Origin of the sequence: Salmonella sp. SSDFZ54, from assembly GCF_004010735.1 — a bacterium.
GTDB lineage: Bacteria > Pseudomonadota > Gammaproteobacteria > Enterobacterales > Enterobacteriaceae > Salmonella > Salmonella enterica.
Map to the genome: position 1 here is coordinate 1591098 of NZ_CP034819.1, position 26101 is coordinate 1617198.

The 26101-nt window shown below is 53.1% G+C and carries 26 protein-coding genes and 1 pseudogene; 9 read left to right on the forward strand and 18 right to left on the reverse strand.

The window, feature by feature from the left end; translation table 11 throughout:
• Nucleotides 1–262: 262 nt before the first annotated feature.
• A complete protein-coding gene (gene asd, locus EOS97_RS08045; RefSeq protein WP_000799936.1) occupies nt 263–1369 on the reverse strand; it encodes an aspartate-semialdehyde dehydrogenase in 1107 nt (368 codons plus the stop codon).
• Nucleotides 1370–1495: 126 nt separating this feature from the next.
• Here asd and EOS97_RS08050 point away from each other — a divergent pair.
• Nucleotides 1496–1870: pseudogene (locus EOS97_RS08050) on the forward strand (MarC family protein); the annotation flags it as partial.
• Here the strand turns inward: EOS97_RS08050 and gntU are convergent.
• From gntU to EOS97_RS08075, 5 genes are all read right to left on the reverse strand, one after another.
• Nucleotides 1793–3133 carry a gluconate transporter gene (gene gntU / locus EOS97_RS08055; protein WP_000105950.1) on the reverse strand — a complete coding sequence of 447 codons (1341 nt, stop codon included), beginning with the start codon at nt 3131–3133 and terminating at the stop codon, nt 1793–1795. The pseudogene EOS97_RS08050 and the gene gntU sit on opposite strands and share 78 nt — an antisense overlap.
• Nucleotides 3130–3663, reverse strand: a complete 534-nt coding sequence (gene gntK / locus EOS97_RS08060) for a gluconokinase (RefSeq protein ID WP_000108342.1) — start codon at nt 3661–3663, stop codon at nt 3130–3132. The genes gntU and gntK overlap by 4 nt, the downstream gene beginning before the upstream one ends.
• A gap of 138 nt (nt 3664–3801) precedes the next feature.
• On the reverse strand, nt 3802–4797 hold the full coding sequence (gntR, locus tag EOS97_RS08065) for a gluconate operon transcriptional repressor GntR (RefSeq protein ID WP_000730242.1): 996 nt from the start codon (nt 4795–4797) through the stop codon (nt 3802–3804).
• 370 nt (nt 4798–5167) lie between these two features.
• A complete protein-coding gene (locus tag EOS97_RS08070; protein ID WP_000639789.1) occupies nt 5168–5863 on the reverse strand; it encodes a pirin family protein in 696 nt (231 codons plus the stop codon).
• A gap of 123 nt (nt 5864–5986) precedes the next feature.
• On the reverse strand, nt 5987–7024 hold the full coding sequence (locus EOS97_RS08075) for an oxidoreductase (RefSeq protein WP_000172396.1): 1038 nt from the start codon (nt 7022–7024) through the stop codon (nt 5987–5989).
• A 466-nt stretch (nt 7025–7490) separates the two neighbouring features.
• Between EOS97_RS08075 and yhhY the strand changes: the two genes are divergently transcribed.
• The 5 genes from yhhY (at nt 7491) to EOS97_RS08105 (ending at nt 12291) form a co-directional block, all read left to right on the forward strand.
• Nucleotides 7491–7979, forward strand: a complete 489-nt coding sequence (gene yhhY, locus EOS97_RS08085; RefSeq protein WP_001290279.1) for an N-acetyltransferase — start codon at nt 7491–7493, stop codon at nt 7977–7979.
• A gap of 264 nt (nt 7980–8243) precedes the next feature.
• Nucleotides 8244–9458, forward strand: a complete 1215-nt coding sequence (locus tag EOS97_RS08090; RefSeq protein WP_000667436.1) for a PfkB family carbohydrate kinase — start codon at nt 8244–8246, stop codon at nt 9456–9458.
• Nucleotides 9459–9473: 15 nt separating this feature from the next.
• Entirely contained in the window at nt 9474–10235 is a 762-nt protein-coding gene (locus EOS97_RS08095) for a glutamine amidotransferase (RefSeq protein WP_001066509.1), read from the forward strand.
• A 53-nt stretch (nt 10236–10288) separates the two neighbouring features.
• Nucleotides 10289–11260, forward strand: coding sequence for a DMT family transporter (locus EOS97_RS08100; protein ID WP_001038948.1), 972 nt, complete (start codon nt 10289–10291; stop codon nt 11258–11260).
• Nucleotides 11257–12291 carry a phosphotriesterase gene (locus EOS97_RS08105; protein ID WP_000675709.1) on the forward strand — a complete coding sequence of 345 codons (1035 nt, stop codon included), beginning with the start codon at nt 11257–11259 and terminating at the stop codon, nt 12289–12291. The genes EOS97_RS08100 and EOS97_RS08105 overlap by 4 nt, the downstream gene beginning before the upstream one ends.
• 44 nt (nt 12292–12335) lie before the next feature.
• On the opposite strand, the gene ggt is transcribed toward EOS97_RS08105, so the two are convergent.
• A complete protein-coding gene (gene ggt / locus EOS97_RS08110) occupies nt 12336–14078 on the reverse strand; it encodes a gamma-glutamyltransferase (RefSeq protein WP_000805090.1) in 1743 nt (580 codons plus the stop codon).
• A gap of 125 nt (nt 14079–14203) precedes the next feature.
• Between ggt and EOS97_RS08115 the strand changes: the two genes are divergently transcribed.
• Nucleotides 14204–14620 carry a DUF2756 family protein gene (locus tag EOS97_RS08115; protein WP_000826035.1) on the forward strand — a complete coding sequence of 139 codons (417 nt, stop codon included), beginning with the start codon at nt 14204–14206 and terminating at the stop codon, nt 14618–14620.
• A 12-nt stretch (nt 14621–14632) separates the two neighbouring features.
• Here the strand turns inward: EOS97_RS08115 and ugpQ are convergent, their stop codons facing one another.
• The 11 genes from ugpQ to livK all read right to left on the reverse strand — a co-directional run bounded on the left by ugpQ (nt 14633) and on the right by livK (nt 25115).
• Nucleotides 14633–15373: a glycerophosphodiester phosphodiesterase gene (ugpQ, locus tag EOS97_RS08120; RefSeq protein ID WP_000073549.1), complete on the reverse strand. Its 741-nt coding sequence runs from the start codon at nt 15371–15373 to the stop codon at nt 14633–14635.
• Complete coding sequence (locus tag EOS97_RS08125; RefSeq protein ID WP_000907842.1) at nt 15370–16440, reverse strand: sn-glycerol-3-phosphate import ATP-binding protein UgpC; 1071 nt, start codon at nt 16438–16440, stop codon at nt 15370–15372. The genes ugpQ and EOS97_RS08125 overlap by 4 nt, the downstream gene beginning before the upstream one ends.
• 1 nt (nt 16441) lies before the next feature.
• A complete protein-coding gene (gene ugpE / locus EOS97_RS08130) occupies nt 16442–17287 on the reverse strand; it encodes a sn-glycerol-3-phosphate ABC transporter permease UgpE (RefSeq protein ID WP_000572196.1) in 846 nt (281 codons plus the stop codon).
• Nucleotides 17284–18171 (reverse strand): sn-glycerol-3-phosphate ABC transporter permease UgpA, encoded by an 888-nt coding sequence (ugpA, locus tag EOS97_RS08135; protein ID WP_000094074.1) that lies wholly within the window; start codon nt 18169–18171, stop codon nt 17284–17286. The genes ugpE and ugpA overlap by 4 nt, the downstream gene beginning before the upstream one ends.
• 104 nt (nt 18172–18275) lie before the next feature.
• Nucleotides 18276–19592, reverse strand: a complete 1317-nt coding sequence (gene ugpB, locus EOS97_RS08140; protein WP_000624749.1) for a sn-glycerol-3-phosphate ABC transporter substrate-binding protein UgpB — start codon at nt 19590–19592, stop codon at nt 18276–18278.
• A 232-nt stretch (nt 19593–19824) separates the two neighbouring features.
• Nucleotides 19825–20103 carry a hypothetical protein gene (locus tag EOS97_RS08145; RefSeq protein ID WP_000621260.1) on the reverse strand — a complete coding sequence of 93 codons (279 nt, stop codon included), beginning with the start codon at nt 20101–20103 and terminating at the stop codon, nt 19825–19827.
• 163 nt (nt 20104–20266) lie between these two features.
• The gene (livF, locus tag EOS97_RS08150) at nt 20267–20980 is read right to left on the reverse strand and encodes a high-affinity branched-chain amino acid ABC transporter ATP-binding protein LivF (RefSeq protein WP_000416114.1); all 714 of its coding nucleotides are present in this window, start codon (nt 20978–20980) and stop codon (nt 20267–20269) included.
• Between the two features lies 1 nt (nt 20981).
• Nucleotides 20982–21749 carry a high-affinity branched-chain amino acid ABC transporter ATP-binding protein LivG gene (gene livG / locus EOS97_RS08155; protein WP_000082083.1) on the reverse strand — a complete coding sequence of 256 codons (768 nt, stop codon included), beginning with the start codon at nt 21747–21749 and terminating at the stop codon, nt 20982–20984.
• Complete coding sequence (livM, locus tag EOS97_RS08160; RefSeq protein WP_000803764.1) at nt 21746–23023, reverse strand: branched chain amino acid ABC transporter permease LivM; 1278 nt, start codon at nt 23021–23023, stop codon at nt 21746–21748. The genes livG and livM overlap by 4 nt, the downstream gene beginning before the upstream one ends.
• A complete protein-coding gene (gene livH, locus EOS97_RS08165) occupies nt 23020–23946 on the reverse strand; it encodes a high-affinity branched-chain amino acid ABC transporter permease LivH (RefSeq protein ID WP_000003005.1) in 927 nt (308 codons plus the stop codon). The genes livM and livH overlap by 4 nt, the downstream gene beginning before the upstream one ends.
• Before the next feature lie 59 nt (nt 23947–24005).
• Nucleotides 24006–25115 (reverse strand): high-affinity branched-chain amino acid ABC transporter substrate-binding protein LivK, encoded by a 1110-nt coding sequence (gene livK / locus EOS97_RS08170; protein WP_000822976.1) that lies wholly within the window; start codon nt 25113–25115, stop codon nt 24006–24008.
• 421 nt (nt 25116–25536) lie between these two features.
• On the opposite strand from livK, the gene panM reads away from it, so the two are divergent.
• Both panM and EOS97_RS08180 read left to right on the forward strand, forming a co-directional pair.
• Complete coding sequence (gene panM, locus EOS97_RS08175; protein WP_000778873.1) at nt 25537–25920, forward strand: aspartate 1-decarboxylase autocleavage activator PanM; 384 nt, start codon at nt 25537–25539, stop codon at nt 25918–25920.
• Nucleotides 25898–26032, forward strand: coding sequence for a hypothetical protein (locus tag EOS97_RS08180; RefSeq protein ID WP_001517957.1), 135 nt, complete (start codon nt 25898–25900; stop codon nt 26030–26032). The genes panM and EOS97_RS08180 overlap by 23 nt, the downstream gene beginning before the upstream one ends.
• Nucleotides 26033–26101: the final 69 nt, after the last annotated feature.

Below are 26101 nucleotides of genomic sequence, written 5' to 3' on the forward strand. Positions count from 1 at the left end.
CACACTGTGCATCCTATCTGCGTCGTCCTACCTTCAGGTTAGGCTTAATACCCGTGGGATTAAGCTACCCTTAAAGAATAGCCAATGCTCTGCTTAACTCCTGATAAAAATGAAACATCTGCGTTTACTCCTGTATTACGCAAAAAAAAGGGTGACGATGCACCCCTGGTTTAACACAAATTCCCCCGCCGGATGGCGGCGCGAGCGCGCCTTATCCGGCCTACAGAACCACACGCAGGCCCGATAAGCGCTGCAATAGCCACTACGCCAACTGGCGCAGCATTCGACGCAGCGGCTCGGCGGCGCCCCATAACAACTGGTCGCCTACGGTAAACGCCGACAAGAACTCTGGCCCCATGTTCAGCTTACGCAGACGACCAACCGGCGTAGTCAACGTACCGGTCACCGCCGCCGGGGTTAATTCGCACATAGTGATATCACGATCGTTCGGCACCACTTTCGCCCACGGATTATGTGCCGCCAGCAGTTCTTCCACCGTCGGAATGGATACCTCTTTTTTCAGCTTGATGGTGAACGCCTGGCTGTGACAGCGCAGCGCGCCGACGCGCACACACAAACCATCAACCGGAATCACAGCGGCAGTATTGAGAATCTTGTTGGTTTCCGCCTGGCCTTTCCACTCTTCGCGGCTCTGGCCGTTATCGAGCTGTTTGTCGATCCAGGGGATCAGGCTTCCCGCCAGCGGTACGCCAAAGTTATCAACCGGCAGCTCGCCGCTGCGGGTCAATGCCGTAACTTTGCGTTCAATATCAAGAATTGCGGAAGACGGCGTCGCCAGTTCATCGGCGACATGGCCATACAACTGACCCATTTGGGTTAACAGCTCGCGCATATGGCGCGCGCCGCCGCCGGAGGCGGCCTGATAGGTCGCGACGGATACCCAGTCAACGAGATTATGGGCAAAGAGACCGCCCAGCGACATCAACATCAGGCTAACGGTACAGTTACCGCCCACAAAGGTCTTCACGCCATTGTTCAGGCCGTCGGTAATCACGTCCTGGTTGACCGGGTCGAGAATAATAATGGCATCATCTTTCATGCGCAGCGTAGAAGCCGCATCAATCCAGTAACCCTGCCATCCGCTTTCGCGCAGCTTTGGATAAATTTCGTTGGTATAATCGCCGCCCTGGCAGGTCACGATGATATCGAGCGCTTTTAGCGCATCCAGATCAAAAGCGTCCTGTAGCGTGCCGGTGGAGGTGTCGCCGAAGGTGGGCGCCGCCTGTCCAAACTGGGAGGTAGAAAAGAAAACAGGGCGAATAGCGTCGAAATCGCGCTCCTCTACCATGCGTTGCATGAGAACAGAGCCGACCATTCCGCGCCAGCCGATAAAACCAACATTTTTCATAGCGTTTTTTTCCTGCAAAGAGATGTGCTGTGTATGCGCGCCAGTATCCTGTGGCGCATCCTTCACCATACAAAAAGCAGCCAAAGTCGCAAGTGAAATTAATCAATGATAGCGAAGCCATCAGTAATGCGACTTATCCTGCCTTACCGCGCAAGCAGAAAGTCCAGTGGCGATTATCAGGGAATTTGCGTTAGGAAGGGAATCATTTCCGTCGCTATTTTATTGATCCTAATTATGGATCAGCGTAGAAATTTGCCTGCTTTTATGCGCGTACTGAAACATGGCGAGGCAAAACGTCGTTGGGCGATTGGCATTCACACCTCAATAAAAAAACCGGGTAGCGATTACGCCTTACCCGGCTTACGGTGTCGATATGTGCCCGTTTCCAGGCCCGGTAAGCACAGCACCACCGGGCAACAAGACTCAGCTCAGCAGTTGGAAAGCAATCATCCCGACAATCGCGCCGACCGTGCCGAGGATAGTCTCCATCATCGTCCAGGTCTTCAGCGTCTGCGCTTCGGTCGCGCCGGTAAATTTACCGAACAGCCAGAAGCCAGCGTCGTTAACATGAGAAACCACAATTGAACCGCCGGCGATACAGATAGAGAGCGCCGCCATCTGCGCGCCGGAGAAATTCAGTTGCTCTATGACCGGCATCACCAGACCGACCGCGGTTAAACACGCCACGGTCGCGGAGCCCTGAATGATGCGCACCGCCGCCGCCAGCACAAAGCAGGTAATGGCAATCGGCAGTCCCATACCGGTTAACGCTTCGCCCAGCGCCGGGCCGACGCCGGAGTCAACCAGTACCTGTTTGAACACCCCGCCTGCGCCAATCACCAGCAGAATAATGCCCGCCGGTTGCAGCGCGTGGCCGCAGATTTCCATCACTTTGTCTTTCGGCATCCCCTGACGCATCGCCAGGCCATAAATCGCTACCAGACAAGCGACCAGAATCGCAGTGAAGGGGTGACCGATAAACTCAAACCATTCGTAAGCGGTGGAACCTTCCGGCACAAAACGCGCGGCGATCGTTTTCAGCCCTACCAGCACCAACGGCAGCAGGATCAGCGACAGGCTGAAGCCGAAAGAAGGCATTTTACCTTCACCCAGATGCGGCTCGGTAATGTCGTCAGGAATACGCAGCTCAACATAACGGCTGATAAAATTCCCCCACAGCGGCCCGGCGATAATCATGCCAGGAATGGCGGCGCACAGCCCAATCAGGATCATCCAGCCGAAATCAGCATGCATCTGGGAAGCCAGCAGCATCGGCGCAGGCCCAGGCAACAAAAACGCCGCGGCTGCCGCCACGCCCGCAAACAGCGGAATGACCAGCTTCACCAGGTTTGTGCCTGTATGACGCGCCATAGAGAACGCCACGCTTATCAGCAGCACAATCGCCACTTCAAAGAACAGCGGAAGCGCGCAAATCAGCCCGGCCAGGCCAATCGCATAGTGCGCGCGGTTATGGCCAAAGGATTTAAGCATCTTGACGGCTATCTGATCGACCGCGCCGGTTTCATGCAGAATCTTGCCGAACATCGCCCCCAGCGCGACCACAATCGCCAGGAATCCCAGCGTGCCGCCCATCCCTTTTTCCATGGTCGCGGCGATTTTATCAAGCGGCATCCCTGAAAAAAGCCCCGCGCCCATCGAGACGACCATTAACGCGACGAAGGCGTGCATACGCGCCTTCATCACCAAAAACAGCAGCAGTAAGACGGAACCGACGGCGGTTAAAACCAGTGTTAATGTACTCACAGCGTACTGCCTTTATTGATGACCTCAATGGTGCTCGCCACGACGCCTTCCAGCGGCTGGTCGATATCCACCACCAGAACATCGCGTTCGTCGGCACCCGGCTCTTGCAGCGTTTCAAACTGCGTCACCAGCATCTGGGTTTTGAAGAAATGACCTTTGCGCGCTTTCAGACGGCTTTCAATGACGTCGAAATCACCTTTCAGATAGATAAAGGAGAGGTTCGGGTTTCCCTCGCGCAGCAGGTCACGATAATGTTTTTTCAGTGCGGAACAGACGATCAGCGAGATTTTATTGGTACGCTGCATCGCGAAAGCGGCGTCGTTCAGCGCCTGTAACCACGGTTTGCGGTCATCATCATTCAACGGCTCGCCGGAAGCCATTTTTTCAATATTGCAGCGCGGATGCAGAAAATCGCCGTCCAGAAACGCGGCATGAAGCTGATGCGCCACGGCGCTTGCGACAGCGGATTTACCGCTGCCTGATACGCCCATCAGAACGTAAACGTGGTGATCATGATTAGTCGTGCTCAAAGCGGGCCCCCACTCTACAAGTTGCAAAATTTGTTACGGGTAACTGTTATCGGTAACATTGTCCAACCGCACCATTCACGACGCAATGACCATTCGTGCCAAAAGTGAATAAGTGTGAGCTACTTCAAAGTTGTCAGACTAAATAGATCCGCCCGGTGACAAGGTGAAACCTAAATCTAACATTTTTGGCGTGACCGTTTCGCCGCGAATGCGGGCCAACAGACGTTCCGCGCCAATGCTGCCCATTCGCTCGCGCGGCGTCAGGACGCTTGCCAGACGCGGTTCCATCACCTGGCCGATGTCATGACCGTGGAACCCGGCGATCGCCATGTCGCCCGGGATTTTTAGCCCCAAGCGCTGGCATTCGAAGGCCGCCCCCACCGCCAGGTCATCGTTGGTGCAAAAAATACCGTCAAGCTGTGGGTATTCACGTCGCGCCTGGCGCATGAGTTCGATACCGGAAGAGTAGGATGAAGATTGCTCCATCATCACACTGTAAGGAACCAGGCCTGCGTCCCGCATCGCCTGTTCATAGCCCTTCTGCTTGATGATAGTACGTTCGTCGAGGCGCGCCCCCAGATAGGCGATATGACGATGACCACGCGCGATAATCGCGGCGGTCATCTGACGGGCGGCCTCGAAGTTGTCAAAACCGACGGCAATATCGAGACACGGCGACTGGCTGTCCATCAGTTCCACCACCGGAATCCCGGCGACTTCGATCATTTTTAAGGTGCGCGGCGTATGGGTACGCTCAGTGAGGATCAGGCCGTCGATATTCCAGGAGAGCATCGATTCCAGGCGCTCCTGCTCCATCTCCGGTTTATAGCCGTAGTGCGCCAGCATGGTCTGATACCCGTGGGCATCGGTGACGGCCTCAATGCCGCGTAACACTTCCGCAAAGACCTGGTTGGTTAAAGACGGCAGCAGAACGCCAATGGCGCGACTGGTGGCGTTGGAAAGAATGTCAGGCGCGCGATTAGGAATGTACCCGAGCTCATCAAGCGCAGCCGCAATTTTACCCCGCAGCGCGACGGAGACCTGCTCCGGATTACGCAAAAAACGGCTGACCGTCATTTTGGTCACGCCCACACGGTCGGCCACATCCTGAAGTACGGGTCTTTTCTTTTTCATCGTCCTGAAAGGTATAAAAGGGATAGATTTGCCCAGTTTACCACGGACGTGCGTGAACCTTCGCAGAGAAAAAAAGTCGTTTTTTTATTGTGAGAAATACACAAAATCATTCGAGTTGCATCAAGGCGGCGACGCAGTGACAAATTCGTCAGGAACGAATTTGAACAACCGAAGGTTGCCTCTGGTGAGGGACAAGGATGTCCCTCAGTAAATCCCCGGGAGCGTACATTAAGTACGCGACCGGGGTGAGCGACAAATCTGCCGGGAGCAGATTTGAACGCTGCTCGCAGCGGCCCCGAAGGGGCGAGGCCTATGGATGGGCCGAGTAATAAAGCCAACACAGATGCGGCTTGAAGGATGACGTGTATTTTTAGACTGGCGGCAAGTCAAACAACAACACTTCGCTGTCGCTGTCGGCATGAATCGAGATTGCCTGCTCATCCCAAATCGCCAGGCCGTCGCTGGTGGTGGCTTTAGTACCGTTAATGGTCACGTTACCTTTTACCACCTGGATCCAGACGCGGCGCTCAGCGGCAATCTGATGCACCGACTGCTCATCTTTGAGCAGCGCCCAGCGGTACAGCTCCATATCCTGGTGGACCTTCAGCGAACCATCACGAGCATCTGGCGAAAGCACCAGTTGCTTGCCCTGCGCGGCGTCGAAGCGGCGCTGTTCGTAGCGCGGCGTGATGCCGGTTTCTTGCGGAATGATCCAGATCTGGTACAGCCGCAGACGATCCGTTTTGCTCGGGTTGTACTCGGAGTGGCGAACGCCGGTCCCGGCGCTCATAATCTGGAATTCACCGGCCGGAACCTGTTCTTTATTGCCCATACTGTCCTGATGCTCCACCGCGCCTTCCAGCACATAAGTCAGGATTTCCATGTCTTTATGGGGGTGAGTACCAAAGCCCTGACCTGCGTCGATCACGTCATCGTTAATCACGCGCAGCGCCGAGAACCCCATAAAGTTCGGATCGTAATAATCGGCAAAAGAAAAGGTATGCCAGGAGTCAAGCCAGCCATGATTCGCATGACCGCGGTCGTTTGCTTTGCGTAAGTAGATCATTGTGTTCACCCCCAGATGTTTTCGATGGAATAAGTGTGGACTCATTCCGTCCGGGATCATAGAGGGTGAAAATTGACTCCTCTGTTCAAAAAATATGAATAAGCGCAGAGGAGTCTGTAAGGGCTATTTAGCGAGGGTTATCGTCGCAGGCGTTGCCTGTTCGAAGGCACGTTCGAGGATTTCCAGGTTGGTAAGAACTTCAGATTCCTTGACGTAATTAGGCGTACCGACGGTCAACGTCTGGTACAGCGCATCATAGACGCGGCCATAGTCACCCGTTTCCGGTTTCACCTCTTCTTTCACGGTCACGCCATCGTCATTGACATATTCCAGCACACCGACGGATTCGTCAGCGGCAAAACCCGGCTCGCCGGGCATAATGTTCGCTTTCAGGCTGGTTTCTTGTTGATCGATACCGTACTTCACAAACGAACCTTTAGTCCCATGCACGATAAATTTCGGGTAATCAATTTTCACCAGGTGGCTGGTTTTAACGATAGCCTTCAAATCGCCATAAAATAGTTGCGCTTCAAAGGTGTCATCCGGATTCGCTTTATTACGCAGGCTACGAATGTCATACGCGACATGATCCGGACGGCCAAATAGCGAAATAATTTGATCCATAGTGTGGACGCCAAGTCCGTAGAATGCGCCGTCCTGCGGCAGGCCCGGTTTGGTTTCTGCTACCGGGCGGTAATAATCGAAATGGCTTTCAATTTCGACAATCTTGCCCAGTTTCCCGCTCTCAATCGCTTTTTTAGCAGTAAGAAAACAGGAATCAAAACGCCGATTCTGATACGGCGTGACGGTCAGTCCTTTGCTTCGCGCCAGGTCGAACAACACTTTTGCCTCCGCCAGCGTCGGCGTGAAAGGTTTCTCAACCAGCACATTTTTACCCGCTTCCAGCGCGCGTTTGGCGTATTCGAAATGGCTGTCAGCATGCGTACAGACGATCACCAGTTTTACCTGCGGATCGCCCAACACCTCATCCAGATCGCTGGTGAAGTGAATATGTGAATACTGCGGCGCCTGCTCTTCCGGTTTAGCGTGACGACGGAAAATATGCGCGACATGCCAGGTATCTTTCCGATTCAGAACATAGGGGAGATGGTAACGGGTGGTACTTTTGCCGAATCCAATAAATGCGCAGTGTAAGGTCATGAGACGATCCTTTTGAAGATGATTGTTTACACCATAGCGCAAAGCGTGAGGAGACTGAATGTTGGATTCTTTGACGGTGGCGGAGAAGACTTTTCGGGCCTACAAAAGCAGATGCCTCAAGATCAGCCGTCGGCGTCGCGGTCAGTTTGTTCACGGCAAGCTCGCAGGGCCCGGAGCGTACTAAATGTACGTGAGGAGCACGAGCACTTCCCGGGGACAAAATGACAAGTAAGCCAGGCTGAAACAAAACCAAAAAAAAAGCCAGCAAAAGCTGGCCAAAATAATACTGGAAGCAATGTGAGCAATGTCGTGCTTTCAGGTTCTCCGTAGGGGTTCCCCTGAATGCAAGGCAATAATAATCATTCTCATTCGCACTTGTCTACTTCTTTTTGCAAAAAAATGCGGTTGACGGAATTTTCTTTCTCAGCGAGTGTAAATACACAATTAACCCTGCAGGAGATAAGGAATGAGTGAAATAGTGATACGCCACGCTGAACCGAAAGATTACGACGCCATTCGTCAGATCCACGCCCAGCCGGAGGTGTATCACAACACGCTACAGGTTCCTCATCCTTCCCTCGAAATGTGGCAGGCGCGGCTAACCGAGCAAGCCGGGGTTAAACAACTGGTTGCCTGCATTGACGATATTGTCGTTGGCCATCTTTCTATTCAGGTCACCCAACGTCCCCGTCGCAGCCACGTGGCCGATTTTGGTATCTGCGTGGATGCCCGGTGGCACAATCGCGGCATTGCCAGCGCGCTGATCCGCACGATGATCGACATGTGTGACAACTGGCTGCGCGTCGAGCGTATCGAGTTAACGGTGTTTGTTGATAACGAGCCCGCCGTGGCGGTGTATAAGAAGTACGGCTTTGAAATCGAAGGCACTGGTAAGAAATACGGCCTGCGCAACGGTGAGTACGTTGATGCGTACTTTATGGCGCGCGTGAAATAGCGCTTCCCCGCCCCACCCTGTGGGGCGAAACGTCACAAACCTTCACAACATTCCAGTTATTGCAACCTACTTCCCCTATATCAAAACAATAACCATCTGAATTTCATGGTTATTGCCACTTTAAGCTTTATCACCGTTTTTTCCGTAATTTTAGCAATATTAATATTACATTTTTGTTTTTTTTTGGTTTCTGCCATCACTTTATGGTGACAATCACAACAATATACTCCTCCCGGGACTAATTTAACCACGGTGAGGTAAAAAATGAAATTTGAACGCCATCATAGAATATTGAAGGAACTCAGTATTTCGGGAGTTGTAAAAGTTTCAAATCTGGCGAAAAGTCTCAAGGTAACAAAGGAAACTATTCGTTCAGATCTCAATGAACTTGCCGGACAGGGATATCTTACTCGCTGTCATGGTGGTGCATTTATTACCCTTGATTCTCTTGATAACGTCGCAAAAAATGAAATTGCTTATGTGCTGGAAAAATATGAATCAGCGCAAAAAATAAAAAAAGGTCTCTCTGCCATGAAAAATAATGTATGTGTTATTGGCTCGTTCAATGTTGATATCATCAGTTATCTACCGAGATTACCCTCAACGGGAGAATCATTGCTGGCCGATAAATTTATTTTTTCACCCGGCGGTAAGGGCTGTAATCAGGCATTAGCAGCAAGCTATGCCGACTCTGATGTGCATTTTATTACTAAAGTCGGCTCAGATCATTTTAGTGATTACGCCATTAATTTTATAAACTCATCAAAAATCCATAAAAGTATTATCTACCAGACCAAAGAAACACAAACAGGTACAGCAACCATCATGGTGAATGGAGATACCGGAGATAACGTCATCGCTATCTACCCTGGCGCCAACATGACAATTTCCCCTGATGAAATCACCATTCAGAAAGAAGCCATTGTTCATTCAGATATTGTTCTTGTCCAACTGGAGACGAATTACGAAGCGCTGCAGCAAACAATTCGTCTTGCACAAAAAAATGACATACCGGTCATCATCAATCCAGCGCCGTACAATGACATGGTTAACACCATCATTGATAACATTGACTATATTACGCCAAATGAAACGGAAGCAGGCCTGCTGGCCAATATGGCGGTTAATGATATCGAATCAGCCAAATGCGCGGCCAAAATTATTCACCAGAAAGGCGTCAAAAATACCATTATTACATTAGGTAGCAAAGGTTCGCTTGCTTATGATGGCACACAATTCATCTATTCCCCGGCATTTCCGGCAGTTGTAAAAAATACGGCAGGAGCGGGTGACGCTTTCAATGGCGCCCTCGCATCTGGCCTTGCAAAAGGAAAGTCACTGGCATCCGCATTGTGCTACGCCAGCGCATTTGCCTCACTTGCGGTTGAAACGCCTAATGCCTCTGATATGCCGGAAAACGACTCCGTTCTTCATCGTATTCAGGGTTCACATTACAAACAAACTATCTCTACTCACTAAATCAAGGAGCAGACTATGAACAATACGCAGAAAAAACTAAAGGTGCTCTTTATTGGAGAATCCTGGCATATTCATATGATTCATTCAAAAGGTTATGACAGTTTCACCTCCAGTAAATATGAAGAAGGCGCCACATGGTTACTGGAATGCTTGAGGAAGGGCGGCGTTGATATTGATTACATGCCTGCCCACACGGTACAAATTGCCTTTCCAGAGAGTATTGACGAATTAAACCGTTACGATGTGATTGTTATTAGCGACATTGGTAGTAATACCTTCCTGTTGCAAAACGAGACATTTTATCAGCTAAAAATAAAACCAAACGCTCTGGAGTCTATTAAAGAGTACGTCAAAAATGGCGGTGGACTACTCATGATTGGCGGTTATCTGTCATTCATGGGTATTGAGGCAAAAGCCAATTATAAGAACACCGTTCTTGCTGAGGTTCTGCCAGTTATTATGCTTGATGGCGATGACCGGGTAGAAAAGCCCGAGGGTATCTGTGCTGAGGCTGTCTCACCTGAACATCCTGTTGTTAACGGGTTCTCAGATTATCCGGTATTTCTTGGATATAACCAGGCCGTCGCCAGAGACGATGCCGATGTCGTATTAACAATAAATAATGACCCATTGTTAGTGTTCGGTGAATACCAACAGGGTAAAACCGCCTGCTTTATGAGCGACTGCTCCCCACACTGGGGAACCCAGCAGTTTATGTCATGGCCATTTTATACCGACCTGTGGGTCAACACGCTTCAATTCATCGCCAGAAAATAAAAAACAATGGAGTAACGAAAGTTACTCCTTTTATAAAATATAAGGATTGATGTATGAACAAGAATAAGTACTCAACCCCCTTACTGATGCTTGCCACCATCTTAGCCGGTATGCTTTCCCCGATGCAGTCTGCCGTTAATGGGCAGTTAGGACATTGGTTACAAGACGGTAATGCTTGCGCAGTAATCTCGTTTGCCAGCGGTCTGGTCGTCATGTTTTTTATTATTATTGCGCGCAAAGAAACACGCCAGCAATTCGCCTCAATCCCTACTCTGATTAAAAAGAGAAAAATCCCGCTATGGAATTGGTTTGCAGGATTATGCGGGGCTATGGTCGTATTTTCTGAAGGCGCATCCGCCAGCGCGCTGGGCGTTGCCACCTTTCAAACGGCATTAATTTCTGCCCTGCTTCTTTCCGGCCTGCTGTGCGACCGTTTTGGCATCGGTGTGGAGGAGAAGAAATATTTTACGCCATGGCGCATTACTGGCGCATTGTTCGCCGTTATCGCCACCATTTTTGTCGTCTCGCCACAGTGGCACTCAACCTCGTTTATCCTGCTCGCTATCCTCCCCTTTTTGGCAGGGTTACTCGCTGGCTGGCAGCCTGCGGGGAATGCTAAAGTCGCCGAGGCAACGGGCTCCATGCTGGTGTCCATTACATGGAACTTCATCGTCGGCTTTTGTGTCCTGGGCGCGGCGCTGGCGATACGTATCGCATTAGGCCATGTCACCATCCAGTTACCCGATACATGGTGGATGTATCTCGGTGGTCCGCTGGGTCTGCTGTCCATCGGGCTAATGGCGATTCTGGTGAGAGGCTTAGGACTATTGATGCTGGGCGTAGCGTCAACAGCAGGCCAACTGCTTGGCTCAGTGCTAATTGATGAATTGATCCCTTCATTAGGCAATACGGTCTACCTGGTCACCATCATCGGTACGCTGTTCGCGTTAGTCGGTGCGATTGTGACCACCATCCCTGAATACAGAGCATCCAAAATGGCGCAAAGAATAGAGGTGTCAGAATGAAAGGTTTCCTGCAAACCGTAACAGGCCCGGTGGCGCATACGGATATGGGGCTGACGCTACCGCATGAACATCTGTTTAACGATCTGTCTTCGGTCGTAGACGAGCCACATTATGCTTTTTCACAGCAACTGGTGGGAAAGAAAGTCAGTGCTGACCTGCAGTGGGGGCTGAAACACGACCCATACTGCTGCGCCGATAACATGGACCGCAAAGAGATTGATGATGTTATCTTCGAAATCAATAACTTTATGTCTTTGGGCGGCAGGACGATTGTCGACGCCACCGGTTCAGAATCCATTGGACGGGACGCCTCAGCGCTGCGAGAAGTTGCCTTAAAAACGGGTTTGAATATCGTTGCGTCATCCGGACCTTATCTGGAGAAATTTGAAAGTACCCGGATCCATAAACCTGTTGAGCTGTTAGCCTCACTCATTGATAAAGAACTGAATCAGGGTATTGGCGAGACGGATATTCGCGCTGGCATGATCGGTGAAATCGGCGTATCTCCCGCGTTTACCCAAGCGGAGCGTAACAGCCTGCGGGCAGCGTCTCTGGCACAATGTAACAACCCCCACACGGCGATGAATATCCATATGCCAGGGTGGCTGCGACTGGGTGATGAGGTGCTGGATATCGTGCTGGAAGAAATGAACGTCTCTCCGGCAAAAGTCTCGCTGGCGCATTCGGACCCTTCAGGAAAAGATGTCGTCTATCAACGTAAAATGCTCGACCGCGGCGTATGGCTTGAATTTGACATGATTGGTCTGGACATCACCTTTCCAAAAGAAGGTGTCGCGCCGGGCGTTCAGGAGACCGCAGATGCAGTAGCGAATCTGATTGCACTGGGTTACGCCGACCAAATCGTTTTAAGCCATGATGTTTTTCTCAAACAGATGTGGGCGAAAAATGGCGGAAATGGCTGGGGGTTTGTCCCGAATGTCTTCCTCGCCTATCTGGCTGCTCGCGGAGTAGACAAGGATACTCTGCGCAAGCTTTGTATTGATAATCCAGCCCGATTACTCACGGCATAATCTGCAAATAGCCCGGTGTCTGACACCGGGCCTGGAATTAAAAATCAGTATCCCGCCGTTAAATCATCCACGGAACGCGGGTCAGACGCACCGTACAGTTCGCCATCCGGTCCAACCATAATACTTTGGGTGCTGCCCATCGCTTCTTTCAGCGCAACTTTCTGCCCTTTCTGTTCCAGCAACTTTAGCGTATCGGGGCTGAAGCCCTTTTCTACCCGCAGTTCGTCCGGCAACCATTGATGATGGAAGCGCGGCGCGTTGGTCGCTTCGGCGACGTTCATGCCGAAATCAATGCTGTTCACTACCATTTGCAGCACGGTAGTGATGATTCGACTCCCGCCAGGACTGCCGGTCACCAGCCAGGTTTTGCCGTCTTTTACCACGATAGTGGGCGACATCGACGACAGCGGACGCTTCTTCGGACCGACCGCGTTAGCATCGCCGCCCACCAGGCCATAAACATTAGGTACACCGGGTTTAGCAGAAAAATCATCCATTTGATTATTCAGCAGAATACCGGTATTTCCCGCCACAATTCCTGTGCCGAAGGTGGTGTTCAGGGTATAGGTCACCGCCACGGCATTGCCGTCTTTATCCACCACCGAGAAGTGGGTGGTCTGGTTGCTTTCATACGGGGCGAGCTTGCCAGGTTTGATCTGGCTGGAAGGTTTGGCCTTGTTGATATCAATTTGATCGGCCAGCGTTTTCGCATAGGCTTTGTTGGTCAGCGCCTGCCACGGCACTTTCACAAAGTCCGGGTCACCCAGATACTCTGAGCGGTCGGCATAGGCGTATTTTTCCGCTTCCGCCATGATTTGCATGGCATCGGCGCTGCCAAAGCCGTACTTCTTCATGTCGAAATTTTCGAGGATATTGAGGATCTGTACGATGTGAATACCGCCCGAGGATGGCGGCGGCATGGAGAAGACCTGATACCCGCGATAGTCACCGCTGATTGGCGTACGCTCAACGGCTTTATAGCTGGCTAAATCCTCTTTGGTCATCAGACCGCCGTTCTTCTGCATTTCTCCGGCAATCTGGTCAGCAATCGCCCCTTTATAAAACGCATCCGGGCCGTTTTCGGCAATCATTTCCAGGCTTTTCGCCAGATCCTTCTGGACCAGCTTATCGCCTTTTTTCAGCGGCTCGCCGTCTTTCCAGAAAATGGCTTTGCTGTTCTCATGGTTGGGGATCACTTCGCTGCCGTAAGTTTTTAAGTCGTCGGCCAGCGCATCGTTAACCACAAAACCCTCTTCCGCCAGCTTCATCGCCGGACGCACCACTTTATTCAGCGGCATCGTGCCGTATTTCTCCAGCGCCAGCGAGAACCCCGCCACGGTACCTGGCGTACCGGATGCCAGATGCGACGTCAGCGACTTTTTCGCATCGGCGTTACCCTGATCGTCAAGGAACATATCACGGGTCGCGCCAGCAGGCGCCATTTCACGAAAATCGATCGCCGTGGTAGCGCCATCTTTAGTGCGCAGCAGCATAAATCCTCCGCCGCCCAGATTCCCGGCTTGCGGATGCGTGACAGCCAGCGCATAGCCCACGGCGACGGCGGCATCCACGGCATTACCGCCCTGCTTTAAGATATCCACGCCAACCTGCGTCGCCATTGCATCCACGGACGCCACCATCCCTTGCGTCGCCCGCACAGGATGAAAGACATCTTCTTCAACACCATAGGAGACTGGCGGCGCGACGGGAGGATTGGCCACCGCGCTAAACGTCCCCCCGGCCAGCAGAGCGGCGATCGCCACCCAGCGCATAAACGTTGGTTTCATCGTTGTTTTTCTCCAGATAAATGGGTGTATGTCCCGTTTAATCCTGGTCCACAACGCTTAAAAAATCATCATCATGGCGAAATAGAGGTACACTTAAAAAGAGGCCTCATCGGGAGGAGACGACAATGAAACGCTTACTACTTATTACGGCTTTGTTACCCTTTGCTGTATTGGCCCAGCCAATTAACACTATGAATAATCCTAATCAGCCAGGTTATAAGATTCCCAGCCAGCAGCGTATGCAGACGCAGATGCAAACGCAGCAGATTCAGCAGCAGGGTATGTTGAAACAACAGATGCAAACGCAGGCGCGCAGCCAGCAGCAAAATCTACAGTCGCAGTTGAATGCCAATACGCAGCGGGTTCAGCAGGGACAGCCGGGCAACGGTATGCTCGGCCAGCAAACGCTGCCCAATACGCAGGGCGGAATGCTCAGCGGCAGCGGAAATCCGGACCGGATGCTAAACCATTCCCAGCCAATGTTGCAGCAGGGCAGCGGGACGCCGCAGCCTGACATCCCGCTGAAAACCATCAGCCCTTAAAACTGACAGCCCTTAAAACTGAAAGTGAGGGCCGATGTCATCAATACGATCGGTGCAGATACAATCCACGCCCCAGCGCAGCAGCTCTGCCGTCCGCTGGGGCTGATTGACGGTATACACCAGAATCCGCAGACCCGCGGCCTTAATCTCTTGTACTCGCGTCTCATCGAGTAATTTATGGTTGAGATGGAGGGAAACACAGCCCAGACGGGTCGTCAGTTCACGCCAGTCTTCACGCCATTTATCCAGCAGTAACCCGCGCGGCAGTTCAGGTGCTGCCGCCTGCGCCGCTTCCAGCGCCTCTATCTCAAAGGAAGAAAGCAGCGGCGGCGTCATCCCGGCCCACAGTTCGCGGGCGGCCAACGCCACGACGCGTCCTGTTAGCCTTCCGCTCCCCGTTGTCGGTTTGATCTCAATATTCGCCATCATGCCGTGTTTACGGCAGCGCTCCGCCACCTGCGAGAGCAACGGCAGCGGCTCGCCTTTAAATTCGCCGCTAAACCAACCGCCAGCGTCCACACGCAATAAATCCTGCCAGTTCAACTCGCCCGCCACGCCCCAACCGTTGCTGGTGCGTTCCAGGTTATCGTCATGCAGCAGGAAAATTTCGCCGTCTTTCGACAGCTTGGCATCAAACTCAATCATGGTGTGCCCGTATCGCGCGCCCACGTCAATCGCCGCCAGAGTGTTTTCCGGCGCCAGTTTACCGCCGCCGCGATGGGCGACAATGTGGGGATAAGGCCAGTTACTCATACACGTTGTCCTGTTTCGCCATCAAAAAGATGCCGCTGATGTTCCGGCAGATGCAGCCATAGCGTACTGCCCGCCGCCGGGCGTTGCTGATGCGCCAACCGCACCACCAGTTTCTGATCGCCCCAGCGCCCATGCGCCAGATTATCCGCGCCCAGAATCTCCAGCGTGTCTACCGTTAACGGCACGCCGCCTTCCGCCTGCGAGCTTAACGCAATATGCTCCGGGCGGATACCCAGCGTCATTTTACGTCCGGCATGACCCCGATAGCCCGCACCAATCGGCAACGCCAGACCGCCAGGCAATTCGAAACGGTCGCCGGAAGCGCTGATAACGCCGTCCAACAGGTTCATCGCCGGGCTGCCAATAAAGCTCGCCACGAAGCGACTGGCCGGTTTTTCATACACCTCTACCGGCGTGCCAATCTGTTCTGCGACGCCTTTATTCATCACCATCACCCGCTGGGCCAGCGTCATCGCCTCTACCTGATCGTGAGTAACATAGAGCGAGGTGGTACGAAGGCGACGATGCAGATGTTGTAACTCCAGACGCATCTGCACGCGCAGCTTGGCGTCGAGATTAGAGAGCGGTTCGTCGAATAAGAAGACTGCCGGCTCGCGGACGATCGCGCGCCCCATTGCCACGCGCTGCCGTTGACCGCCGGAAAGCTCGCGTGGACGGCGTTTAAGCAGGCCGTCCAGCTCCAGAATGCGCGCCGCCTCCCGCACGCGTTCTTCAATATGCGCTTTGCTCATACCGCGAATTTTTAGTCCCCACGCCATGTTCTCCTCTACGCTCATATGGGGATAGAGAGCATAGTTCTGAAATACCATCGCGATGCCGCGATCTTTGGGCTCCATCTCGGTGACACGTTTGCGATCAATCCAGATATCGCCGCTGGTCACGCGTTCCAGACCGGCCACCATCCGCAACAACGTTGATTTGCCGCAGCCGGACGGCCCGACCATCACGATAAATTCGCCATCCGCCACGTCCAGCGTCAGCGGTTGAATTACCTGGGTTTTGCCGTCCCAGCTTTTGGTTACTGCCTGTAGTTTTAAACCAGCCATTTTATTTCTCACTATCGACCAGGCCACGCACAAACGCGCGCTGCATGGCTAAAACGATGACAACCGGGGGAATAAGGGTGAGCAGCATTGCCGCCATCACCTGGTTCCATTGCGTGGTACCTTCGCCAGTGGCGATCATCCCTTTGATACCCGCTACGGCAGTGCCAAGATTCACGTCGGTGATAATCAACAGCGGCCACAGATACTGGTTCCAGCCGTAGATAAAGGTGATGACGAATAACGCCGCCAGGTTGGTTTTTGACAGCGGCAACACGATGTCGCGGAAAAAGCGCATCGGCGACGCGCCGTCAATACGGGCCGCCTCCACCAGTTCATCCGGAAGCGTCATAAAGAACTGACGAAACAGGAAAGTGGCGGTAGCGGACGCCATCAGCGGTAGCGTCAGACCGGCATAGCTGTCGAGCATTTTCAGGTTGGCGATCACTTCCACCGTCGGGAAGATACGCACTTCAACCGGCAGCATCAGGGTGATAAAAATCATCCAGAAGAACAGGTTACGCAGGGGAAAACGAAACCAGACGATGGCGAATGCGGAAAGCATAGATACCGTGATTTTGCCTACCGTAATGCTGAACGCCATAATGAAACTGTTAAGCATCATCAGCCAGAATGGCGCGCTATTAACACCGACGCCGTTGACCCAAATAGTTTTGATATTCTCCAGTAACTGCGTGCCGGGAAGCAGCGTCATCGGCGTCTCAAACACCGCGCGGTCGTCCAGCGTCGCCGCGACAAACGCGACATACAGCGGAAACAAAATGACCGCGATCCCCAGAATCAGCATGGTATGGCTGAATATTGTCAGCCCGCGACGATTCTCTATCATTGGTAACGCACCTTACTTTCTACATAGCGGAACTGCACCACCGTCAGAATGATGACGAGGAACATCAACACCACCGACTGCGCGGCGGACGCCGAGAGATCCAGGCCGGTAAACCCTTCGCGATAAATCTTATAAATCAGCGTCGTGGTGGCTTGTACCGGCCCGCCGGCGGTCGCGGCGTCGATCACCGGGAAGGTGTCGAAAAAGGCGTACACCAGGTTGACCACCAGCAGGAAGAAACTGACCGGCGCAATAAGCGGCAAAGAAAGCCGGAAGAAACGACGAATCGGCCCGGCGCCGTCAATGGCCGCCGCTTCCACCAGCGAGCGGGGAATGGATTGCAGCGCGGCAAAGAAGAATAAAAAGTTGTAACTAATCTGCTTCCAGACTGACGCAAATACCACCAGGAACATCGCCTGACCGCTGTTTTGCGCGTGGTTCCAGTCATAGCCGAATTCGCCGAGGAAATGGGTGATTAATCCCCGCCCCGGGTTAAACAGGAAAATCCACAATACGGCGGCGACGGCGGGCGCGACGGCATAAGGCAGCAGCATCAGCGTCTGATAAAAACGGCTGCCGCGCACCACGTAATCCACCAGGGCGGCGAAAAACAGCGAGACCAGCAGGCCGCTAAACGTGACCAGCGCGCTGAATTTAATCGTCGTCCAGAAGGCGTCGAGATAATAACTGTCGTGAAAAAGCGCGACAAAATTCTCCAGCCCGACAAATTGGCTGGAAAAACCAAACGGATCGACGCTTTGCAGCGAATACCACAGCGCTTCGCCCGCAGGCCAGATAAAGAAAATAACGGTGATAACCAACTGCGGGGCAACCAGTAAATACGGCAGCCAGCGCGAGCGGAACACCGGACGGAATGATGACATGAAGGTTCTTTTCCTGGAAGGTGCCGGATGGCGGTGCAAGCACCTTATCCGGCCTACAAACGCTGTAGGCCTGATAAGCGCAGCGCCACCAGGCACTTATACACTTAAGATTTGCTCGCTTTCTCAAAACGACGCAGCAACTGATTCCCGCGCTCCACTGCGGTATCCAACGCCTGTTGTGGGGTCTTCTTCCCGGTCCAGACGCTTTCCAGCTCTTCGTCCACGATGGTACGAATCTGCGGCATATTGCCCAGACGCAAGCCTTTGGTGAAGGGTAACGGCGGCTTATTCAACATCTGGCGAGTGGCGATATCCGCACCGGGGTTTTTATCGTAATAACCCTGCTCGCGGGTCAGCTCGTAGGCGGCGGTGGTAATCGGCAGGTAGCCAGTTTTTTGATGCCATTCAGCAGCGTTTTCCGGTTTTGCCAGGAAGTCGAGGAATTTGGCGACGCCGGTATAGGTTTCTTTATCTTTACCCTGCATGACCCATAGGCTGGCTCCGCCGATAATAGCGTTTTGCGGCGCGCCCTTGATATCCGCGTCGTACGGCATCATACCCACGCCATAGTTAAATTTGGCATACTGGCGGATATTGGCGAGCGAGCCGGAGGACGCGGTTGTCATCGCGCAGTCACCGTTATAAAACTTCTCGGTAGACTCGTCCTTACGCCCAACATAGCTAAAATCGCCTTTTTTATTCATCTCTTCCAGCAGCGCGATATGTTTCACCTGCTCTGGCTTATTAAACTCCAGCACCGCATCTGTACCGTCAAAACCATTGTTTTTACTGGCGAAGGGGAGACCGTTCCAGGCGCTGAAGTTTTCCAGTTGGATCCAACCTTGCCAGCCGCTGGCGTAACCGCATTTCATGCCTGCCGCTCTCAGTTTCGCGGTATAGTCAGCCAGCTCCTGCCAGGTTTTCGGCGGCTGCTCCGGATCTAAACCGGCTTTCTTAAAGGCGTCTTTGTTGTAGTACAGTACCGGCGTGGAGCTGTTAAAGGGCTGGGAGAGCAGATGCCCGCTTTTAGCATCGGTGTAGTAGCCTGCAACGGTCGGTACAAACTGGGACTCGTCAAAGTTAATACCGGCGTCTTTAAACACTTCATAAACCGGCTTAATGGCTTTCGAGGCCATCATGGTCGCCGTCCCAACCTCATAAACCTGCAATATTGCCGGCGCGTTGCCGGTACGGAATGCCGCGATCCCGGCGCTCAGGTTCTGTTCATAGTTCCCCTTATAGACCGGAACGATTTTGTAATCCGGATTGGCCTGGTTAAAACGTTGCGCCAGTGAATCAACTTCTTTGCCTAACTCCCCTTCCATTGAATGCCAGAATGGAATAGTGGTGACGGCCAACGCCTGACCCGTAAATGCCAGACTCAGCGCCAGTCCTAAAGCTGTATGTCGTAACGATATCATCGGTTATCTCTCTTTTTGTGCCGGGATGCGCGATATCACGCGTTTTATGTTCGCGGGGGTAACATGACATGCTCGAATGACAGAAAAATAACTTTTTTATTACAAAAAAAAGATAGTAAGGCGACAGAGAGATGGCAAGGCAGTGAAAGCGCCGGAAAAGAAAAGTGGGAGCTACGGCACGTCTGACAGCGTAATGCTGACCAGACATGCGTTATTTGGCTGGCGTCAGCAGTTAATCACGATGAGAATACTTTTTGTACAGATTTTGTAAGCGCCGCTGATCTCGCCGCTCGCGTTCACGCTGAATGTCGGATTTTTCATCCTCCCACGTTGCACAATCCGGATGATGACGCACTTCGCAGGTCGTTGCGGCCAGTGGATAAGGCGTTGCGGTTTCTTCTTGCCAGATAGCAGGATCGCGGGGATCAAAATCGTTTGAGGTTAAGGCGTTAACACTGAACGAAGCCGCGAACAACAGCGTTCCCATTATGCAGGCGCCTGAACGTATCATCCTTGCTCCTTCTTCGGTGGTTATATTTGATAACTATTCTCAACTATAACATGTTGGTACGAAAAATGTTCTACTGATTTGCCGAATGCCGAGTAATCCGCCAGGTCCGGTAAGCGGTAGCGCCACCGGGCGCGTTTGCCAGATGGCAGCTGTAAACTGCGCCTTATCCGCCCAGATAGGCGCTGCGCACCGCTTCGTTCGCCAGCAGTGCATCACCGGTATCGGATAGCACCACGTGGCCGTTTTCCAGCACATAACCGCGGTCGGCGAGCTTCAGCGCCTGGTTGGCGTTCTGCTCGACAAGGAAGATGGTCATACCCTGCTCGCGCAACTGCTCAATGGTGTCGAAGATCTGCTGGATGATGATCGGCGCCAGCCCCAGCGACGGTTCATCCAGCAGCAATAGCCTCGGCTGGCTCATCAGCGCGCGGCCAATCGCCAGCATCTGCTGTTCACCGCCGGACATGGTGCCCGCTCGCTGGATACGGCGTTCATGCAGGCGCGGAAACAGCTCGTACACCCATTTGATACGCTCCTGAAACCGATCGCGCTCGGCAAAAAAACCGCCCATCGCCAGATTCTCTTCCACCGTCATCCGCGAGAAGACGCGCCGCCCTTCCGGCACTATCGCCACCGCTTCACGCATGATTTTCGCCGTCTGCCAGTCGGTGATGTCTTTACCGTCAAACACCACCCGTCCGCTGGAGGCGCGCGGATCGCCGCACAAGGTGCCAAGCAGCGTCGTTTTCCCCGCGCCGTTAGCGCCAATCAGGGTAACGATTTCCCCCTGGTTGATGTGCAGACTGACGTCGTGCAGCGCCTGAATTTTGCCGTAGTGGGCGCTGACTTTTTCAAACGTTAACATCGTTTTTTCCATCTTATGCCTCACCCAGATAAGCGCGGATGACGTCCGGGTTGTTGCGGATCTCTTCCGGCGTGCCGTTCGCCAGCGGCGTGCCCTGGTTCACCACGTAAATGCGATCGGAAATGCCCATCACCAGCTTCATATCGTGTTCAATCAGCAAGATAGTGGTGTTGTGATGGTTACGTAGTTCGGCAATCAGCTCATCCAGCTCTTTGGTCTCTTTCGGGTTAAGGCCAGCCGCCGGTTCGTCGAGCATCAGAATTTCTGGCTGCGTCACCATGCAGCGGGCAATCTCCAGCCGGCGCTGGTCGCCGTAGGCAAGATTACTGGCCTGGCGGTTGGCATGTTCCAGCAGGCCAATACGCTCAAGCCAGGTCGCCGCGCGGTCCAGCGCTTCGCTTTGCGCGCGGCGGAAAGCGGGCGTTTTCAACAGGCCGGAAAAGAGGCCCGTTTTCAGTTGCTGGTGCTGCGCCACCAGCAGGTTTTCAATCACCGTCATTTCGCGAAACAGGCGCACATGCTGGAAAGTACGTACCACGCCCATGCGGGCGATCTGCTGGCCCGGCAATCCTTCCAGATGCCGCTCGCGCAACGTGATCGTACCGCCTGTCGGCTTATAAAAACCGGTCAGGCAGTTAAACACCGTCGTTTTACCCGCGCCGTTAGGGCCAATCAGCGACACAATTTCCCGCTCACGCAATTCCAGCGATACATTGTTGACCGCCAGCAAACCGCCAAAGCGCATCATCAGGCCGTTAACCGCTAATAATGGCTGACTCATGCCTGCTCTCCTTTCGCCTGACCACTTTTCAGCTTCAACTGCGGACGCGTCATCGGCAGCAATCCCTGCGGGCGCCAGATCATCATCAACACCATTAAACCGCCGAGCATCAACATGCTGTATTCGTTGAAATCGCGCATCAACTCGCGCGACACCACCAACAGAACCGCCGCCAGGATCACCGCAAACTGCGAGCCCATTCCGCCCAGCACCACAATCGCCAGCACGAAGGCGGATTCGGCGAAGGTGAAGGATTCCGGGCTGACAAAGCCCTGGCGGGCGGCAAACAACGTCCCGGCGAAACCGGCAAACGCGGCGCTGATAGTAAAAGCGGTCAGCTTGATGCGCGTCGGGCTTAAACCTAATGAGCGACAGGCGATCTCATCTTCACGCAACGCTTCCCACGCCCGGCCCAGCGGCATACGCAGCAGGCGGTTAATGACAAACAGCGACAAGACCACCAGCAACAGGGCCACCAGATAGAGGAAAATGACCCGGTCGGATGGGTCGTACTTCACGCCAAAGAAATTGCTGAAGGTATCCCAGCCGCCTTCGCGGGTGTTGCGGCTAAACTCCAGACCAAATAGCGTCGGTTTGGGGATCTGGCTGATGCCGTTCGGGCCGCCGGTAATTTCAGTGTTGTTGAGCAACAGGATACGGACGATTTCGCCGAAGCCGAGCGTCACAATCGCCAGATAGTCGCCGCGCAGACGCAGGACCGGGAAGCCGAGCAGGAAACCAGCGGCGGCGGAGACCAGTCCCGCCAGCGGCAGGCAGGTCCAGAAACCCAAACCATAATAGTGGTTGAGCAGCGCAAAGGTATAAGCGCCGATGGCGTAAAAGCCGCCGTAGCCCAATACCAGCAGGCCGGACAGCCCCACCACCACGTTCAGCCCCAGACCGAGGATGATATAAATCATGGTCATGGTGGCGATATCGACGCTACCGCGCGACACCATAAACGGCCACGCCACGGCGATAACCAACAGCGCCATCAGAAACAGCTTTTGCTTAACGGTAGAGCCATCGATCGCTGGCAGAATAAACTTCGGTCCGGAGACGTGCTTCACCGCTTTCTGGAACATCGGACGCAGCAACTGAAAGAAAAAAACCACTGCCGTACCGATAAAGATCCACTGCCAGCGGATGTCGGCGGCGGTATCCACCACCAGTTTGGTGCCGTCCAGCTCCAGTTGTACGCCCATGAAGACGCCAGCCAGAACGAAGAACATCGCCGCAGAGAACAGAGCCATCGCAATATGCATCGGTTTCATACTTTCTCTACCTCCGGACGCCCCAGGATACCGGTCGGCATCACCAGCAGTACCAGAATCAGCAGAGCGAACGACACGACATCTTTATATTCGGTACTTAAATATGCAGACGAGAGCGCTTCGGCGACGCCCAAAATCAGACCGCCGATCATCGCGCCCGGAATGCTGCCAATACCGCCCAGCACCGCCGCGGTGAACGCTTTCATCCCGGCCATAAAACCGATGTAGGGGTTAATTACGCCATAGAACTGGCCGAGCAGCACGCCCGCCACCGCCGCCATTGCCGCGCCGATAACAAACGTTAGCGCAATGACGCGGTCGGTATTAATGCCGAGCAGGCTGGCCATTTTCAGATCCTCCGCGCAGGCGCGGCAGGCGCGGCCCATCCGGGAGTAGCGAATGAAAATGGTGAGCGCCAGCATAGCCAGAAAGGTGACTATCCAGATAACCGCCTGCATGGTGGTGATGGACGCGGCAAAGTTTTCGCTGCTGCCCACAATCCACTGGCCGTTAAACAGGCTGGGTAACGCCACGTCGCGCGAACCTTCCGTCAGGCTGACGTAGTTTTGCAGAAAGATGGACATCCCGATGGCGGAAATCAGGGCGATCAGGCGCTTGGAGTTGCGCACGGGCCGGTAAGCGACTCGCTCGATACTCCAGCCGTAGGCGCTGGCAATAATAATCGCGCCGATAAATCCAGCGGCCACCAGGAGCCAACTGGTGTCTATTCCCATCATCATTAGCGCGGCGATGATCATAAAAGAGACGTAGCTGCCGATCATATACACCTCGCCATGAGCGAAGTTGATCATGCCGATAATGCCGTACACCATCGTATAACCGATAGCAATCAGCGCGTAGGTGCTCCCCAGCGTGACGCCGTTAAACATCTGCTGCAAGAAATAGAGAAACTGCTCGGACATAAGGTAACCTTTTTAAACCCGCCCGGCGTGCGGGCGGTGGGATAACTTATCTTCTGGCATTACTTCGCGACGGTTGACGAGCCGTCGGCGTGCCACTGGAAGACGCCAAATTCAAATCCCTTAAGATCGCCTTTTTCATCCCATTTCAGCGGCCCAATAACGGTATCAGCCCCGTTAGCTTTAAGATCTTTCACCAGATCCAGTGGAGCATGGCTGGCGCTACGCGTCATTGCGGTCGCCAGCGACTGGACGGCGGCGTAGGTGATCCAGACATACGGACCGCTGGGATCTTTCTTGTCGGCTTTCAGCGCCTCAACAATCGCCTTATTCGCCGGGTCCTGGTCATAACGTTTTGGCATCGTCACCAACATGCCTTCCGCCGCACCGCCCGCAATATTGGACAGCGACGCGTTACCCACGCCTTCCGGCCCCATAAATTGCGTTTTCAGGCCATTAGCCCGCGCCTGGCGCAGCATTTGCCCCATTTCCGGGTAGTAGCCGCCGTAATACACAAAGTCGATATTCTCTTTTTGCAAGCGGGCAATCAGGGCGGAGAAATCTTTTTCGCCGGCGGTAATACCATCAAAAAAGACAATATTGGCATTGCCTTGCTTCAGACCATCCTGCACAGAGCGCGCCAGTCCTTCGCCGTATTGCTGTTTATCGTGAATGATAGCGATGCGCTGCGGTTTCACCGTTTCCAGGATGTATTTCGCGGCCGTTGGCCCCTGGGAGGAGTCCAGGCCGGCGGTACGCATAATGTACTGATAGCCGCGCTGGGTCAGCTCCGGGTTAGTCGCCCCCGGGGAGATCATCAGAATACCTTCATCTTCATAGATATCGGATGCTGGCTGAGTAGAAGAAGAACACAAGTGACCAATAACGTACTGAATACCGTCGTTAACGATTTTGTTGGCCACCGCCACCGCCTGTTTTGGATCGCAGGCATCATCGTACTCTACGCCGACCAGCTTATCGCCTTTAATCCCGCCTTTAGCGTTGATGTCTTTAATGGCCTGGCGCGCGCCGTTAAATTCCATATCGCCCCATTGCGCTACCGGGCCGGACATCGCCCCGACTATGGCGACTTTAATATCATCTGCCATTGCCCCCTGCGAGACTGCTAATGCAACAATCCCTGCGATTATCGTTTTCGCTTTCCGTTTCATGTGCCTGTATCCCCATTCGTGATGTTATATGTTTTGTTTTTTGCTGGTTAAAAAGCAGACTGTACTTTTTATAAATGATGCGCTTTTTACTGACTCATTAATGAGTTAGCGCAGCATTTAAAGCATAATAAGATTAAAATCTATATTTTTCAGTCTATTAAGGAAAGATAATATTCTGCTTTTCGCTATAGATAAACAAAAAAAAGCACACTTGTCAGCATAAAATAACGGCATATTAAGCGGAATAATTCACTAGCATTCAGGGAATTATGCTGCCTGTTTTCCATTCTCTAATGCTTCAAACTGTAATTATCGTTGTTAAAAAATTAATAACCTGGTAAATGACACAAAAAAGAGAAAGCATCTGACCTGCCTGTTTCGGTACACTGATCGCATCTTTTGAAATCGGGACAAGCCGTCGATGAAGCTGACTATTCTTCGTTTAGAACACTTTAGCGCTCAGGATCAGATCGATCTGGGCAAAATCTGGCCGGAATATTCCGCCTCCTCATTAAGCGTAGATGAAACGCACCGGATTTATGCCGCGCGGTTTAACGAGCGTTTGTTGGGCGCCGTAAGAGTGACGCTGAGCGGAACGCAGGGCGCGCTGGATTCCTTACGCGTGCGTGAAATCACCCGTCGTCGCGGCGTCGGACAATACCTGGTAGAAGAAGTCATCCGCGATAATCCCAACGTCTCGTCGTGGTGGATGGCAGATGTCGGTGTTGAAGACCGTAGCGTGATGGCCGCGTTTATGCAGGCGTTAGGCTTTACCGCACAGCATGACGGCTGGGAGAAGCGCTAAAAGAAAGCCGGATGGCGCTGACGCTTATCCGGCCTACATGCCGGGAGAAAAGATAAAAACCACCTCGCAATTTTCCAAGAATTTCGCGTTGCAGGCAGGCGGCAAGTTATGAAATCCCCGGGAGCTTACATAAGTAAGTGACCGGGGTTGAATAACGTAGCCAACGCACCTGCAGCGCGAA

Excerpts from the sequence above, each read along its gene's own strand:
- asd (WP_000799936.1), bottom strand. The coding sequence starts at position 1,369 with ATGAAAAATGTTGGTTTTATCGGCTGGCGCGGAATGGTCGGCTCTGTT.
- gntR (WP_000730242.1), bottom strand. The coding sequence starts at position 4,797 with ATGAAAAAGAAAAGACCCGTACTTCAGGATGTGGCCGACCGTGTGGGC.
- EOS97_RS08070 (WP_000639789.1), bottom strand. The coding sequence starts at position 5,863 with ATGATCTACTTACGCAAAGCAAACGACCGCGGTCATGCGAATCATGGC.
- EOS97_RS08075 (WP_000172396.1), bottom strand. The coding sequence starts at position 7,024 with ATGACCTTACACTGCGCATTTATTGGATTCGGCAAAAGTACCACCCGT.
- yhhY (WP_001290279.1), top strand. The coding sequence starts at position 7,491 with ATGAGTGAAATAGTGATACGCCACGCTGAACCGAAAGATTACGACGCC.
- EOS97_RS08090 (WP_000667436.1), top strand. The coding sequence starts at position 8,244 with ATGAAATTTGAACGCCATCATAGAATATTGAAGGAACTCAGTATTTCG.
- EOS97_RS08095 (WP_001066509.1), top strand. The coding sequence starts at position 9,474 with ATGAACAATACGCAGAAAAAACTAAAGGTGCTCTTTATTGGAGAATCC.
- EOS97_RS08100 (WP_001038948.1), top strand. The coding sequence starts at position 10,289 with ATGAACAAGAATAAGTACTCAACCCCCTTACTGATGCTTGCCACCATC.
- EOS97_RS08105 (WP_000675709.1), top strand. The coding sequence starts at position 11,257 with ATGAAAGGTTTCCTGCAAACCGTAACAGGCCCGGTGGCGCATACGGAT.
- ggt (WP_000805090.1), bottom strand. The coding sequence starts at position 14,078 with ATGAAACCAACGTTTATGCGCTGGGTGGCGATCGCCGCTCTGCTGGCC.
- EOS97_RS08115 (WP_000826035.1), top strand. The coding sequence starts at position 14,204 with ATGAAACGCTTACTACTTATTACGGCTTTGTTACCCTTTGCTGTATTG.
- ugpQ (WP_000073549.1), bottom strand. The coding sequence starts at position 15,373 with ATGAGTAACTGGCCTTATCCCCACATTGTCGCCCATCGCGGCGGCGGT.
- EOS97_RS08125 (WP_000907842.1), bottom strand. The coding sequence starts at position 16,440 with ATGGCTGGTTTAAAACTACAGGCAGTAACCAAAAGCTGGGACGGCAAA.
- ugpE (WP_000572196.1), bottom strand. The coding sequence starts at position 17,287 with ATGATAGAGAATCGTCGCGGGCTGACAATATTCAGCCATACCATGCTG.
- ugpA (WP_000094074.1), bottom strand. The coding sequence starts at position 18,171 with ATGTCATCATTCCGTCCGGTGTTCCGCTCGCGCTGGCTGCCGTATTTA.
- ugpB (WP_000624749.1), bottom strand. The coding sequence starts at position 19,592 with ATGATATCGTTACGACATACAGCTTTAGGACTGGCGCTGAGTCTGGCA.
- EOS97_RS08145 (WP_000621260.1), bottom strand. The coding sequence starts at position 20,103 with ATGATACGTTCAGGCGCCTGCATAATGGGAACGCTGTTGTTCGCGGCT.
- livF (WP_000416114.1), bottom strand. The coding sequence starts at position 20,980 with ATGGAAAAAACGATGTTAACGTTTGAAAAAGTCAGCGCCCACTACGGC.
- livG (WP_000082083.1), bottom strand. The coding sequence starts at position 21,749 with ATGAGTCAGCCATTATTAGCGGTTAACGGCCTGATGATGCGCTTTGGC.
- livM (WP_000803764.1), bottom strand. The coding sequence starts at position 23,023 with ATGAAACCGATGCATATTGCGATGGCTCTGTTCTCTGCGGCGATGTTC.
- livH (WP_000003005.1), bottom strand. The coding sequence starts at position 23,946 with ATGTCCGAGCAGTTTCTCTATTTCTTGCAGCAGATGTTTAACGGCGTC.
- livK (WP_000822976.1), bottom strand. The coding sequence starts at position 25,115 with ATGAAACGGAAAGCGAAAACGATAATCGCAGGGATTGTTGCATTAGCA.
- panM (WP_000778873.1), top strand. The coding sequence starts at position 25,537 with ATGAAGCTGACTATTCTTCGTTTAGAACACTTTAGCGCTCAGGATCAG.
- EOS97_RS08180 (WP_001517957.1), top strand. The coding sequence starts at position 25,898 with ATGACGGCTGGGAGAAGCGCTAAAAGAAAGCCGGATGGCGCTGACGCT.